This window comes from Tsukamurella hominis, assembly GCF_965137015.1.
Classification (GTDB): domain Bacteria; phylum Actinomycetota; class Actinomycetes; order Mycobacteriales; family Mycobacteriaceae; genus Tsukamurella; species Tsukamurella hominis.
Window position 1 is genome coordinate 122,724 of the sequence record NZ_CBCRZG010000014.1, and the last position, 12,867, is coordinate 135,590.

The 12,867-nt window shown below is 70.1% G+C and carries 20 protein-coding genes; 11 read left to right on the forward strand and 9 right to left on the reverse strand.

Annotated elements, in window-relative coordinates; translation table 11 throughout:
• Nucleotides 1-124: 124 nt before the first annotated feature.
• The 7 genes from ACM9LD_RS17390 to ACM9LD_RS17420 all read right to left on the reverse strand — a co-directional run bounded on the left by ACM9LD_RS17390 (nt 125) and on the right by ACM9LD_RS17420 (nt 2,883).
• On the reverse strand, nt 125-376 hold the full coding sequence (locus tag ACM9LD_RS17390; RefSeq protein WP_415677826.1) for a hypothetical protein: 252 nt from the start codon (nt 374-376) through the stop codon (nt 125-127).
• Between the two features lie 84 nt (nt 377-460).
• Nucleotides 461-703: a hypothetical protein gene (locus tag ACM9LD_RS17395; RefSeq protein WP_415677827.1), complete on the reverse strand. Its 243-nt coding sequence runs from the start codon at nt 701-703 to the stop codon at nt 461-463.
• A gap of 28 nt (nt 704-731) precedes the next feature.
• A complete protein-coding gene (locus ACM9LD_RS17400) occupies nt 732-1,331 on the reverse strand; it encodes a hypothetical protein (RefSeq protein ID WP_415677828.1) in 600 nt (199 codons plus the stop codon).
• Nucleotides 1,332-1,361: 30 nt separating this feature from the next.
• Nucleotides 1,362-2,183, reverse strand: a complete 822-nt coding sequence (locus ACM9LD_RS17405; protein WP_415677829.1) for a hypothetical protein — start codon at nt 2,181-2,183, stop codon at nt 1,362-1,364.
• Nucleotides 2,184-2,278: 95 nt separating this feature from the next.
• A complete protein-coding gene (locus tag ACM9LD_RS17410; RefSeq protein WP_415677830.1) occupies nt 2,279-2,491 on the reverse strand; it encodes a hypothetical protein in 213 nt (70 codons plus the stop codon).
• A 38-nt stretch (nt 2,492-2,529) separates the two neighbouring features.
• On the reverse strand, nt 2,530-2,673 hold the full coding sequence (locus tag ACM9LD_RS17415) for a hypothetical protein (protein WP_415677831.1): 144 nt from the start codon (nt 2,671-2,673) through the stop codon (nt 2,530-2,532).
• 42 nt (nt 2,674-2,715) lie between these two features.
• Nucleotides 2,716-2,883 (reverse strand): hypothetical protein, encoded by a 168-nt coding sequence (locus tag ACM9LD_RS17420; RefSeq protein WP_415677832.1) that lies wholly within the window; start codon nt 2,881-2,883, stop codon nt 2,716-2,718.
• Nucleotides 2,884-2,989: 106 nt separating this feature from the next.
• Here ACM9LD_RS17420 and ACM9LD_RS17425 point away from each other — a divergent pair, with 106 nt between their 5' ends.
• The 4 genes from ACM9LD_RS17425 to ACM9LD_RS17440 all read left to right on the forward strand — a co-directional run bounded on the left by ACM9LD_RS17425 (nt 2,990) and on the right by ACM9LD_RS17440 (nt 4,805).
• Entirely contained in the window at nt 2,990-3,340 is a 351-nt protein-coding gene (locus ACM9LD_RS17425) for a hypothetical protein (protein WP_415677833.1), read from the forward strand.
• 428 nt (nt 3,341-3,768) lie between these two features.
• Nucleotides 3,769-4,005 (forward strand): hypothetical protein, encoded by a 237-nt coding sequence (locus ACM9LD_RS17430; RefSeq protein ID WP_415677834.1) that lies wholly within the window; start codon nt 3,769-3,771, stop codon nt 4,003-4,005.
• A 70-nt stretch (nt 4,006-4,075) separates the two neighbouring features.
• A complete protein-coding gene (locus tag ACM9LD_RS17435; RefSeq protein ID WP_415677835.1) occupies nt 4,076-4,543 on the forward strand; it encodes a hypothetical protein in 468 nt (155 codons plus the stop codon).
• A gap of 1 nt (nt 4,544) precedes the next feature.
• Entirely contained in the window at nt 4,545-4,805 is a 261-nt protein-coding gene (locus ACM9LD_RS17440; RefSeq protein WP_415677836.1) for a hypothetical protein, read from the forward strand.
• Between the two features lie 252 nt (nt 4,806-5,057).
• On the opposite strand, the gene ACM9LD_RS17445 is transcribed toward ACM9LD_RS17440, so the two are convergent.
• The gene (locus tag ACM9LD_RS17445) at nt 5,058-5,783 is read right to left on the reverse strand and encodes a hypothetical protein (protein WP_415677837.1); all 726 of its coding nucleotides are present in this window, start codon (nt 5,781-5,783) and stop codon (nt 5,058-5,060) included.
• A gap of 181 nt (nt 5,784-5,964) precedes the next feature.
• On the opposite strand from ACM9LD_RS17445, the gene ACM9LD_RS17450 reads away from it, so the two are divergent.
• The 5 genes from ACM9LD_RS17450 to ACM9LD_RS17470 all read left to right on the forward strand — a co-directional run bounded on the left by ACM9LD_RS17450 (nt 5,965) and on the right by ACM9LD_RS17470 (nt 10,097).
• Entirely contained in the window at nt 5,965-7,257 is a 1,293-nt protein-coding gene (locus ACM9LD_RS17450; RefSeq protein ID WP_415677838.1) for a hypothetical protein, read from the forward strand.
• 49 nt (nt 7,258-7,306) lie between these two features.
• On the forward strand, nt 7,307-7,453 hold a 147-nt coding region (locus ACM9LD_RS17455), incomplete at its 3' end, for a helix-turn-helix domain-containing protein (RefSeq protein WP_415677846.1).
• Nucleotides 7,454-7,668: 215 nt separating this feature from the next.
• Entirely contained in the window at nt 7,669-8,724 is a 1,056-nt protein-coding gene (locus ACM9LD_RS17460) for a hypothetical protein (RefSeq protein ID WP_415677847.1), read from the forward strand.
• A gap of 63 nt (nt 8,725-8,787) precedes the next feature.
• Nucleotides 8,788-9,324 carry a hypothetical protein gene (locus tag ACM9LD_RS17465; protein ID WP_415677839.1) on the forward strand — a complete coding sequence of 179 codons (537 nt, stop codon included), beginning with the start codon at nt 8,788-8,790 and terminating at the stop codon, nt 9,322-9,324.
• Nucleotides 9,324-10,097, forward strand: a complete 774-nt coding sequence (locus tag ACM9LD_RS17470; protein ID WP_415677840.1) for a helix-turn-helix domain-containing protein — start codon at nt 9,324-9,326, stop codon at nt 10,095-10,097. Before ACM9LD_RS17465 ends, ACM9LD_RS17470 begins: the two co-directional genes overlap by 1 nt.
• A gap of 147 nt (nt 10,098-10,244) precedes the next feature.
• Here the strand turns inward: ACM9LD_RS17470 and ACM9LD_RS17475 are convergent, their stop codons facing one another.
• A complete protein-coding gene (locus ACM9LD_RS17475; RefSeq protein WP_415677841.1) occupies nt 10,245-10,724 on the reverse strand; it encodes a hypothetical protein in 480 nt (159 codons plus the stop codon).
• A gap of 279 nt (nt 10,725-11,003) precedes the next feature.
• Between ACM9LD_RS17475 and ACM9LD_RS17480 the strand changes: the two genes are divergently transcribed.
• Both ACM9LD_RS17480 and ACM9LD_RS17485 read left to right on the forward strand, forming a co-directional pair.
• On the forward strand, nt 11,004-12,062 hold the full coding sequence (locus ACM9LD_RS17480; protein ID WP_415677842.1) for a hypothetical protein: 1,059 nt from the start codon (nt 11,004-11,006) through the stop codon (nt 12,060-12,062).
• Nucleotides 12,063-12,121: 59 nt separating this feature from the next.
• The gene (locus tag ACM9LD_RS17485; protein ID WP_415677843.1) at nt 12,122-12,853 is read left to right on the forward strand and encodes an NBR1-Ig-like domain-containing protein; all 732 of its coding nucleotides are present in this window, start codon (nt 12,122-12,124) and stop codon (nt 12,851-12,853) included.
• Nucleotides 12,854-12,867: the final 14 nt, after the last annotated feature.

Sequence of the window (12,867 nt, forward strand, 5' to 3'; positions counted from 1 at the left end):
TACACAAGCCCTGGTGACCGGGGAGGATCAGGCTGTCCACCCACGATCTGAGTCTACTTTGTAGACCATGTGGCGTCAACTTAGTAGATGGTCCGGCCCGTTGTCGACACACACGCACGCGCCGTCATCGTCGCGCTCCGCCTCGGCCGTCCTGGTCGGCCGCAGGCCTTGGACCGCCGTAGAAGTAGAAGTCCCAGATGCGCTGGAGCTGGATGGCCACGATCGGCGTGAACACCAGCGTCGGGATCCCGACGGCCAGCACCCAGCCGTACCACGCCTTCAGCGGGGCCGCGGCGTCGACGAGCGCGACAGCGGCACACCCTACGATCAGGCAGAGCAGCAGGGACACCGTGCCCGCGGCTAGGATTCTCTTCATCGTCGTTCCCCTCTCGTGGCTGTGGAATCTGTCTGCGCGGCTTGATATCCTGGTTGCAAGGGCTGAACCTCGCGGCAGGCGTGGCTAGGCACTTTCCGCCCCGGCCCCTGCGGCCGGGGCCTTCTCGTCTCCCTGGCCGGTCTGCAGCTCGCGCAGGACGCTGCTCGTCTTCCGGTTCTCGCCGACCCGGCCGTCCGTGTGCACCGCGTAGCGGCCGTCGTCGCACAGCTGCCACAGGATCGAGCGCCTGCCGTCGAAGATGTACTGCGGCATCGCATCGCTGCTGGTGCCGCTCGGCGCGGCGGCCAGTTCACTGGTCGTCGCCATCTCGCTCCTCCTCTGTTGATGGCCGGGGTCATCCCGCTTGCAGCCGTCGCGCGGCCCGCGCGGCGCGGCGGGCTCTCGCCTCTCGCGCCCAGTCGATCTCGAAGCCGGAGTTCGCCCCCTTGGGCAGCGGCGGCCAGTTCGACAGCGTCCCCGCGATCTTGTTCGCTCGAAAGCACAGGTTGCACAGGCCGCGGCGCATCGGCGTCTTCTGCTCGGGGACCTTCTCGCAGGCGCGGCAAGCCCGGTGCCGCCGCGCGTTGTCGCCGAGCGCATCCGGCACGTCGTCCTCGCTGGTTGCCGGTGCGGGCTGCGGCGCCCGATCGCGGGGCCGGATCGTGATCCGCACGTGCGGCCGGCCCGCTGCGGTCCAACTCGTGTTCCGCTCTCGCGCAGACCAGCACGAGGTGACTTCGCCAAGCTTCATGAGCTTGCGCAGCTGCGGGTACGCCCGGTTGTACCAGTACTGATACTCGCTGTACCCGTTCAGATCGTCGGGCGTGCCATGGAAGGCCATCACCGTCTCGACGATCTCCTTGGTGCTCAGCGGCCCGCGGGCGCTGCGCACAAGGTCGAGGACGAGACCGCGCATCGCGAGGGTCTCCGGCAGCGGGCCGATGTTCCCACTCACCCCACGTCACCTCCTGCAGCCCGCGTGGATCTACTTGCCGGTGGGCTCGGGCAGCCGCAGCACGCGCATCTTCGCGCCGGCGATCGCGGAGGCGGTGCTCGAGCGCAGCGTCGCGACCGCCTCACCGGCCCGCTGCGACTGGGCGGTGAACTCCTCGGCCAGGTCCGCGCCGAGCGTCGCCGGCACGATCGCCGTCGAGTCGTCCCCGCTGGCGAGCGCCGCGGATTCGGCTGCGATCGCCGCGGCGTGCTTGCGGGTGATCAGCGCCAGCCGGCGCAGCTCCGTGCGGGTCGCCTCGCCGATTGCGTACGCGCCGCTGAGCCCGTCGGCCTCGTTCCGCAGCCTGACGTACTCCGTCGTCAGCGCCAAGGTCGCAGCGGCCATCTCAGGGTCGAGCGCGTCGGCGTCGGCCCACTCCCGCGCGAGCGCGTAGGTGCCCGGGAGCTCCCGCCTCGTCGCCATCCGGCTGAGCGCGAGACCGGAGCAGAACAGGGTGACGGTCGTCCACGACACCAGCCCGACGGTGCCGAGCTGCGCCGCGATCAAGTACGCATCGCTCGCGCCGGCGGGAATGGGCGCGTCGAGCGTCATCGGCGTGATCACGGCACCGGCAGCGGTCATGAACTCCAGCCGGGGATGGCGGCCGCGGAAGGCACGCTCGATGCGCACGCCACGTGCCAGCGACAGGAACCGGTCCGGGTGGCGCCAGACCTGCAGCAACGCTGCAGCAGCATCTTCGGGCGTCGGAGCCTCGCGGCGGATGCGCTGTTCAGCGACGGTCTCCCGGCGGCGACGGCGCTCGGCGACAGCGACGAATCGTCGGGGAACGGGAAATGGTGCGCCCTCGGCCATGCACGGATTCTCCCCGGCCCGGCCCGCGCGTGGGGGTTAGGCAACGCGATCGATGTGCGAGCACCACGAGCAGGGGCCCGGCGCCGCGCGCGCGGTTAGTGCTGAGACGGGAGCACGTAGTCGATGGTGTGCCCGTTGAACTCGATGGCGCGCAGGTGGGCGGGCGCGGCCGGGGCGTCGATCACCTGCCCGACCGTCAGCTCGGCGTCCGAGCTCGTCGCGAGACGACCGGTCGAGCCGTCGGCGGCGACGACGTCGTAGAGGTCCGTACCGGCGCCGCCGCTGTAGGCGCTGGTCAGCCGCGGCACCAGGAACTCCTCCCTGTTCGCTTCTTGGGGCCGCCGGCTCAGCGGATCCGCTGCGCGAGCTGCGTCGGCTTCTGCTCGACCGGGCGAGCGAACTGCGTGAGCTCCTGCTCGACGGGCCGCGCGAGCTGCGTGCATTCCTGCTCGAGCTGTTGCATCGGCGCGGTGGTGCGGTCGTGTGCCACGGTGGGCTCCTTCTGGTTCGGTGACGGTGAGTTGCTGCGGCGTCAGTCGGGCTGCGCCGCGTTGTAGAGCTTGATCGCACCGGCGCGTGACATCTGTAGGGCGGCGGCGATCTGCTCCCAGGTGTAGCCCTCGTCGCGAGCCTGTTGGATCGCGGCGGGGCGCCCGGCGATCTGCTGGGCGATCTTCTCCAGCTGAGCGAGTGCATCCATACCCGCAACCATATCGTCTACTTTGTTGACAGTCCAGTGGTCTACAAAGTAGATTGTCGGTAATCTTCGGCCGATCGCCGATCCCACCCCATCTCTGGAGGCAGCCATGCCGACCCCCGACACCGACCACACCGTGACAGCGGCGCGCGGCATCGTCACCGATGCCCGCACCCTGCTCGACCGCTGGAACAGCGCGACCGGGGCCGACTCCCCGACGGCGGTCGAGCTCGCCGTCGCGCTCGCCGGCGTCGTGAGGATCCTCGACGGGCAGCAGCTCTACGCCGGTGACCGCGTCACCGTCGGCCGGGGCGCGCTGACCTTCAGCCCCACCCGCGTCGGCACGGTGGTGCAGCGGCACGCGCCGGACGTGGACATCGAGTTCGACGGCGATGGCGGCGGACGGTATCCGGCTACCGCGGTCCGGCTCCTCGCGGACGTCGAGAACGACCGGCCGTGACACGGCTATCCGCCACGCGGCACCCGCGGACGACGGGTGGCGCGCGGAGGTGCAGCTGACCGAGAAGGGCCGCGCGGCGCTCGCCGGCCTTCCGCCCGTCCGGCGCCAGAGCTGAGCCGTCGCCGGGCCGCCGTCCCTCGCCGGGCCGAGAATTCTTGCGTCGGCCCCGGGCGGGTTGATCGGCCCGGGACATGATGAAGGCCTCCACGACTGGCACCGTGGAGGCCTTCTTTCGCCAGCCCAGACCATGGCATGGCCTGCAACGAGCGTCGTGTTCTTGAAGGGAGAACACCTCAACCATAAGCCTCGGACTCCAGAAACGGTGCGAAGCTACGCGCACCGTCTACTTTGTTGACAACTCGACCGTCTACTTTGTAGACTATGGGCATGCGGGGAAAACACCCCGCCCCTACCGAAAGGTGAACCCCATGAGCGAGTTCCGCACCCCCGCCACCTCCCAGCGGTTCTGCGACCTCGTCGCCATGGACCGCCTGATCCGCGCAGCGGACTCGGAGACCGACCTCGTCGAGGCGTTCACCACCGAGCTGATCGTCACCGAGTCCCTGCCCGCCGATCAGGCGCGCACGCGGGCCCAGCGGGCGCTCGTCAACTACTTCAACAAGCTGGGGCCGACCTGGCAGGACTGCGCGCCGCGGCGCGCCTAGCCGCGCCCGCGCGGCCCCACTGCCGCCACCCCCCCGAAATGCTCACAGCACCAACCTGAAAGAGGACATCATGCCGTACTACTCGATCCAGTACCTCGACGACTACCGCGCGCACCAGGACCACACGTTCCCGGGCACCTACTCCGCCGTCGAGGCCGCCGACATGGCCTCGGCCGCCGTGGCGGCCCAGCAGGACAAGCCCGGCGTCGAGGTTCACTCCATCACCCGGACCTGGTGGGACAAGAAAACCTTCGACGCGGTGCGCAACCCCAAGCCGCTCACCCCTCGCACGCTCAAGACGCCGCCCCGGGACTCCAAGGGGAACGTGATCCTCTGGCAGAACAACAACGGGCGCACCGTGTGCCTCGCCCACGCGGGCATGGCGCTCACCGCGGCGGTCAAGGCGGAACCCTCCGCGCGGCGGCTGGACACCGACGTCGAAACGTACTGGCGTGTCCCGGCCTCCGCCCACGGCGAGTGCGAGGACTGCGAGGGCGACCGGCGGTTCAACGAGAAGCTCGCGAAGAAGGCGCGCTGACATGGCGACCAAGAGCATGCCCGCCCCCGGCGAGCTGGTGCGCACTGTGGCGTACCTCGACGCCGCCGGCTACGACTGCCCGCTTCCCCCGAAGGACGCGGCGGTCACCGTCCGTCACGCCGGCCAGGCGATCGCCGAGCTCGGATCGAGCAGCCCGGGCGGACTGACGCTCGCCCGCGGCGGCGAGGAGCCGCGCACGGTCACCTCGAATCGCGAGGCGCTGGCGCTGCTCGACGCGTGGTCGGGCATCACCCGCGAGTGAACCCGTGGCCCCACCGCCCGGCGCAACGGTAGCCGGGCTCCCCCTCTCACTCGAGCATGACGAAGGCCCGCAGGTTGCCGCCTGCGGGCCTTCTGTCGGTCAACTACTTAGCCCTCGCCATCCCAGAAGGGGCGCGCAGCAGACCATTGCAGTGAGCGGTACGCACGCTACTACGCACTCCAGATCCCCTGTGGTTAAGAACATCACCCGCCCCGGGGCGCCACAAGCGGTGTAGGCGCGAGGATGATCCCGTCAGCTGGCCGCGCGGGCACGCTCGGCCGCCTTGGCGACCAGGCTGTCGAACGCGGGCCGGTCGAGCGCGTTGGTGGTGAGGCGGATCGCCACCTTCCCGACGTTGGCGTACGCGGTGAGGCTGGTCGACGGGGCGGCGTTGGCCGGGTCCACGCTTTCGGAGTGCTCTTCGACGACGACGAGGTCATCGGCCACGCCGCGCGGCGGCGCGTCGACGATGGCGCGGGTGACGCGGATGGATGTCTCGATACCCATCACCTTCGTCGTGACCGTGTAGTTCCCGCACTTGGCCATGTTGGTGCGCAGGGCGTCGGAGTTGTGCAGCTGACGGGTCGCCACCTCGCTGATCGTCGCGCTCGCGCCGGCAGTGGTGGCCGTCATCGTCGCTGAGGCGACGCTCGGGTCGATCTTGCTCTTCGCGGGAGTGCACTCGGCGGGAGTGAAGGTCGTCTCCGAGGTGTTGGTGATCGCGCCCGCGGCGGCCTGTCCCAACGCGTTGGCGTCCGGGCTGAAGAGGGTGTAGCCAGGCGGGAGGCTGGCCTGGTCGAGGAGCGCCTTGCTCAGCGCCGGGTCGGGTTGCGCCGACGCCGCGGCGGAGCTCGAGGACGCCGAGGGTGAGGTGGGCGCTGCGGATGGGGTGCTCGAGGATCCGCACGCGGTGGCCGCGAAGAGCGCGGCGAGCAAGGCGGGACCAGCGAGCAGGGCGTGGTTGCGGTGCGACGACATGGGGCTCCTTCGCGGTTTCTTTCGATTATGCGGACCGGCGTGCGCTGGGCCACATCCGGCACCAAGCACGAGGCTCAGCGCCGGGTGCGAACACTGACGTTTCAGCACTTCACACACTGTACCGCATCTGATTGAAACTTGACCTTCAATAGCAGTCGTTAGCGTGGTAGCGTCGCCCGGTATGGACGACCAGACCATGGATATGTCGCGCTTCGGCGCATACATCAAGGCTCATCGCGTCGAACGCGACATCAAGCAGGCCGCCCTCATCGGCAGCGACGGCCCCGGCCAGACCACGATCATCGAGATGGAGTCCGGACGCGCCTGGCCCTCGTGGCAGAGCATCCGCAAGCTGCAGATCGCCTACGACCGCCTCGGCCACCCCGACGCCGGCCGCCGCATCGCCGCGGTCTTCCGGCTCATCGCGCCCGACGCACAGTTCGACGCCGGGATCTCCGGCCGCCCGGAGCGTGAGGCCGACGCACCGCTGTACTCCACCGTTGGCGGCCTCACCCTGTTCGCTGCGGCGACCGACCGCGGCCCCGCTGCCGTCGAGCAGGGATTCAGCATCACCCGGATCGCTCTGGACACCAGCAGCCCGACCGCGCTGTCCCGCTCGGCGTGGAACGAGCACGCGTGGGTCCGGTTCGTCGACAAGGCCATGGACAACGCCGCGTTCACCTTCATGGCGAACACGAAGACGCTCCTGCAGATCTTCGGCCCCGAGAGCCTTTCCCACGCGTACCTCCAGGTGGTCCCCCGCGGCGCCTCATCGGCGAACTACCGCACGGTGGCGATCGATCCGACCTGGGATCTGGTGTCGTCGGAGGCCGCGCGCACCGCCCTCGAATCCCTCCTGCGACCGCGAGGTGAAGTCGTCGACACCTGGGCGCCCCTGATGCTGACGACGGCCGCTCGCATCGCCCGCAGCCGCGCGAAGGCGTCCGCCGAGTTGGCGAAAGCCGGGGGCCTCCCCGTGCCTGATCCGCCGAGCCCGCTGACCTACCTCTTCAGCGGCGACGAAGTGGCACACGAGCTCATCACCACGCTGGAGAGGGTCCGGCTGTTCGCTTCGGCGCCTCAACCCGCCCAGCTCGACAAGGCCGCCCAGCAAGTCCTGGCCGCCTACGACGACATCATCGGCGCGATCGTCGGGGGCATCACGCTCTCCATGATCAGCGGCCCGGAGTTCTCCTCCACGGCGATCCGTCGATTCGAGGACCTCAAAGGTCACGTCTGGACCCGGCCGGAATCCCTGGTGGCCGCGCGGACGATCGCATCCGCGGCGCACGGCCACCCCAGCGCCGGCTCACGCAAGGGCTTGACGATCTCCGACGACACCGTCACGGTCGGCCTCTGGGAACTCTCCCCCTCCTACTCCGAACCGGCACTCGAGGACGTCCGCGCGGTCATCCCCTTCGATGACGTGTTCATCGGCACCTACCGCCGCAACGTGGTCGCCTTCCGGCTCTAACCACCCCGGTCCCGCCAGATCCCCCGCCATCCGTCGAAGGACACACACCATGGGCAAGTACGACACCTGGGCAGCGTTCGTTCGCAAGCACCTGGAGCTGACAGGCATCACCGCCAAGGCCCTCGCCGCCGCCGTCGGCGTCAGCCCGGCGACCGTCGGCGGGTGGCTCTCCGGCAAGCGCACCCCGCGCCCGGACNTGGTCGACGAGTTCGCCGCCGCGCTCAACGTCGACCCCGCCGACGTCCACCTCGCCACCACCGCCACCCCGCCGGCAGATCTCGCCCCCGACCCGGCTCCCAGCGAGGCTGCCACGCCATCGGCCGAGCCGAAGGTCCGGCGCCCCGGTCCCCCGCTGATCACGGTCCGCTGGCACAACGGCGCCACCCGCGCCTACACCAGCCCCACCCCGAGGTGGACATCGACGACGGCGGCAACGGCTTCGCCCCGACCACGCTGGTGTGGATGCTCCGGCACTGGAACCGCGCCATCGGCTACGCCGTCGTCCACTCCGCCGCCCTCTCCTTGCCCGCTGTCGACGCTCAGCTCGACCGCACGGCGAAGGCTCTCGACGCCATCCTTCTGCCCGCCGACCAGCAGGCCCGCTTCTACACCGGCTCCGAGTCCGCCGCCGAGGTCGATATCCCTCTGCGCCAGGCGATGCGGGCCGGTTACCGCCTGTTCAGCCGCGGCACTGCCGTCGAGAACGTCACGCAGTTCGGCGCCCGCAGCTTCGACGACTACCTGACCCGCTGGAGCCTCACCGCCCCCGCTACGGATCGGGCGGAACTCCCCCGGCCCAGTCAGATCGAGATCGTCACGCTCGAGACCGCCCTGCAGCGCGACCCCGCGGTCGCCCCGGCGCAGGCCATGCTCGATGCGGCCACCTTCGACCCCCTCAACACCGCTGCCGACGTTCTCCGCCAGCAGCAGCACGTCCTGCCCGAGAGCGCCCAGCTCGAGCGCGCAGCCCTGCAACCTGGGGACGTGATCACCTGGTCTTCCGCCGAGTTCGGCCTCGTCCTCGCTGACGGCCTGGTCTACTGCGCCACCGACGCCACCACGTGCACTGTCGACCAGGCCCTCGCACGCGCCGGCGCCAGCGCGTGGAACCTCTCTCGGCCCTGGCCGTGGCCGTGGCGCCAGCACAGCCACACCACCAGCGACGAGAGCACCGACGCACTCCTCACCTCCCCGCAGAACGCGCGCCGCCTCGTCGACCTCCTCGCCCGTACGCAGTCAGCCATCGAGCCCGACGACGCGACTCCGATCGAGCTCGAAGTTCTGCACTACACCCGCAAGGACCACATCGGCGCCGGGACGCAGGCGAAGACCCTCTGCGGCAAGACCGACCGGTGGGCCCGGCCGGCCGCCTCACGACTGGCCGGCAGCCGGAACCATGCCTCGGACGTCATCCGCGGATCCATCTGCGGAGAATGCGCCCGGATCTACAGCCACCTGCTCCCGTGAAGCCATCATGGATGCTCATGAGAGGCTGCACCCCGCCCGAGTACACGCCTACGGAGGACCCCCGTGACTGACCAGTACGACCCGATCTACGCCGAGCGGGTGGGCCGCTACCTCGACGCTCGGCGTCTTGAGTGCGGCTTCAGCACGCTCAAGGCCTTCGGGACGGCTGCCGAACTCGACCCCAAGACCATCAGCTGGTTGGTCAAGGGCCGCCCGAGCACCGTCAGCGGATCCCGCTTCTCGCCGCGCGTCCTGCACGCCGCGGAATCGGCCCTCATGCTCCCCGCGGGGAGCATCGAGACCGCCCTCGATACCGGCGACCTCGCGTCCTTCGAGCGCAAGCCCCGCCGCGCCCCGGCGGCGCCGCTGCCCGTCGCCGACGCTGACGAGCTCGCCGTCATCTCGCGCAAGCTCTACAACATCCTCTACCGGCTCCCCGTCGGCGAAGTTGCCCGCGTACACCTCGGCAGCGCCATCCGCGAGGTCGAGCTGGCGATCCACGACTACCCTTCGACCGGCGACGATGCCCCCGACCAGAGCCCCGGCCGCGACCCCGGCCAGGAGGTCAGCGCCCCGGACACCGACGGCGCTCCCTCCTGATGGCCACGGAGGCCTTCGCGGCGTACTTGCGCGAGCACCTCGACACCGCGGGCGTCACCCCCGAGGCTCTGACCGCCCGGGTCGGCGTCGGCCAGATCACCGTCGACGACTGGCTCGCCGGCCGCCGCGTCCCCCGACCGGTCACCGCCGACAAGATCTCCACCGCACTGCAGCTCGACAATGCGGCGACCCGGCGCGCCGCCGGGCATCCCGCCCAGAGCGCCCCGGACTACCTGAGCGCGCTCACGTTCGACCCGCGGTCTCGGTTCCACCCGCTGCGCCAGTTCCTCCAGGCTCAGCTCGACCTACGCGGCTGGCGGCAGGCCGACCTTGCGCGCCGGTCCGGGCTCTCGACGACCGTGCTCTCGAGGATCCTCAAGGACGGCCGCCCGCATCTGCGGCGACTGCCGGACGCCAGCACTCTCGATGCCCTCGCCGCAGGGCTCGGCATGCCCATCGAGGTCGTCCGCACGGCCGCGGCCCGGTCACTGGTCGACCACGCAGGCGACGGAGAGCCCGTGACGATCGAGCTCACCGACAGCTCCGTCGACGAGCTGCTCGCCGAGATTCGCCGCCGGCTCACCACCGCGCCGGCGCCCGCCGACGCCACCGTCCCGCTGACCGCGGTCGAGCGTCTGCACGCGACGATCGCCGAGGCCCGCGAGCTGCTCAGCGACTTCCCCGGCGACACCGCCACGCACACCCACCTCGCCGCGGCTATCGCCGAGCTCGAGACCGCCGTCTACGCGGCCTCGCGGCAGTTGGCCCCGTAAGCACCGGAGCAGCGCTCGGCGCCTGCCCCGCCCCGTGCCACTCTCCGAATCGGCTCCAGCCATCGTCCGACGGCGAGCCGCCCCGAGCGCGCGGCGCCATGCCTCTGCTGGACGCCCCGTGCAGTCTCGTACAGGGATTCGCGCTCCTCAGACGAGGGCGAGCACCGAGTTCTGCCGCTCCTGGGCTTCCTCGAGCTTGGCGGTCAGGCGCTCGTCGTCCTTGCGGAAGTCGATGTAGTGGGAGATCGCGGTCCGCAGGACGTCGGCGAGGGAGACCTCGTCGATCACGGAGAACGCGGTCAGCAGGTCGAAGGTCCGGCCGTCGACGCGCAGCGTGACCGGCTTCTTGAGCGGCTCTGCGTGCTCCTGGGGGAGGGTGTCCGGCGCCTCCGGCACGTCCGGCGCCTCGGTGTCGGTGAGGACAGCGAGTGCGGCCTCCTGCCGCGCGCGGGCGCGCTCGATCCCCGCAGCGAGGGCCTTGGGGTCGTTCTTGCGCTCGGTGAAGTAGTGATCGAGGGCCGCGCGGATCTCGTCGGCGTGGCCGCGGCTCTCGATGAACCCCAACACGGACAGCGTGTCGTAGTCGTGGGTCGAGATCTTCGCGGTGACGGCGTGATCGTGAGTCACCCGGTCTGCGTGCTGCGCCCGGGGGCGCATTGTGCGGACGGTCGCCATGGGAGTTGCCTCCGTCGAAGTGATACAGAAAGTGGGATGTCGTTCCGACAAGCGCCACGGTAACACGAAACCCAGTGACATCACTGGTAGCAAACAGGCTCCGCGAAAACATGTCGTATCAAAAGGTTGATTTTCTGTTACATGATTTCGTAATGTTGTACGCAGTGCACCACGGCGAGAGGACCGACCATGAACCACCCGTTCCCCACGACCGACCGACAACGTCTACACATGGCGAAGCTGCAGCTGAGCAACCTCGGTCTGTGGATCATCGACCAGGTCCGCCTGCTCAACGACCCCCTCGCCACCAGCCTCGACCACACCGGCCCGTCCGCCGAGCTCTCCGGCCAGGCCCTCAACGCCCTCGCCAGCGAACTGCTCCTCGGTCCCCCGGCCCGCGCCAGCCAGGGCTACGGCCTCGACGCCACCGTCGAGGACCTCACCAGCTACTTCCGCTTCAAGAACGCCATCGAGCGCACCGGCGGCCCCTTGCTCGACGGGGCCCTCATCGTCGGCGAGGAAGCCCTCGACGCCGAGTGGGCCGCCGCGGCCGCCGCGCCCGCCGGGACGATCGTCATCAACGTGGACCCCATCGACGGCTCCTCCAACCAGGATGTGACCGGCGAGAACTTCTCGGTCAATATGCAGCTGTTCGTCAAGACGGCCGTCGGGATGCACTTCCAGCTCCTGCTCGACATCGTCGTCGCCTCCTCGGGTCGCACGCTGGCCACGATGCTCACCGGCGACGCCATGAGCGTCTACCTCCGCCAGGGCCGCCACAGCTTCATCGGCCCCTTGGCCAACCCGCTGCACCCGGCGCCGCGCCCCGGCTACGTCGCCGCGGTCGCCATGACCCCGCGGCACCGCGCCCGCATCGAGGCGATCCTTGCCACCGAGCCCGCCGAGTACTGGGACCTGCCCCCGCACCGCACCGGCGGTAAGGACTACCCGCACCCGTGCCCGTCCGTGCACACCATGGGCGGCGCCCCCGCCACCGTCCAGCTCGCGTCCTACCGCCTGGCGGCGATGGTCACCACCAGCCCGCAGACCATCCATGACAGCGCCGGCGTCCCCGCCCTCCTCGCGCTCGGGCTGCACGCCTACGACGTCAACGGCCCCGTCGACCGCGCGGCCATCATCCGCCGCTTCAACGCCCTCCAGCCGCCGCACCAGCCCGGCTACAAGCCGATTCCCGCGATGGCCATCGGACGGGACGAGAACTTCGTCCGCAAGATCGCCGAACAGGTCCTCCACGAGCAGCTCCGCCCGGACCTGCGCATCGTCGACTAGCCCCACGAGCCCGGGCGCCACGCCCGTCCCCCGCCGCCTGAGCCGAGAGGACGCCCGCCGTGAACACCCCGAGCCCCGACACGTCTGGCCGACGCGGCCGCCCCGAACGCTCACTCGCCGCGCCCACCACCGCGCTCGAGCGCTTCGGCACCCTCCTGCGCCAGATCCGCCACGACAACGCCCTCACCCAGACCGAACTCGCCCGCCAGGCCCAGCGATCGGTCTCCGTGATCAGCCAGGCCGAGAACTCGCGCCTACGCCTCGGCGCCGACCTCGTCGAACACCTCGACCAGATCCTCCACGCCGACGGCACCCTCATCGAGCTCCATCAGCTCGTCCTCCACGAGCAACAGGCACTGCGCCGCCGGCACCGCAGTCTCCACCCCGCCGACACCAGCCCCTACCCGCTGCCCGGCGACCTCTCCGAGTGGATCGGCGACGTGAGCATCCCCGACGGGATGCTCATGGCCCCCAACGAGCCCTTCCGCAAGACCTGGCGGCTCCGCAACGCCGGCACCGTGCCCTGGATCGGCCGCCACCTCCTGCGCCTGGGCGCACCGAGCTCCCTCACCCAGATCAGGACGCCACGGCTGACCCCGATCCCCGACACCGCGCCCGGCGAACCCGTCGACATCACCGTCGAGTGCATCGCGCAGGCCGTGCCCGGAACCTCGGTGGCGCACTTCAAGTTCGCTGACGACGACGGACGGCTCTACTACCCGCTGACCAACTTCAACGGCATCACCACCTCGGTCACCGTCCTCGAGGGACGCCGGCCCCGCCCCCACTAGAAGCACCACCACCC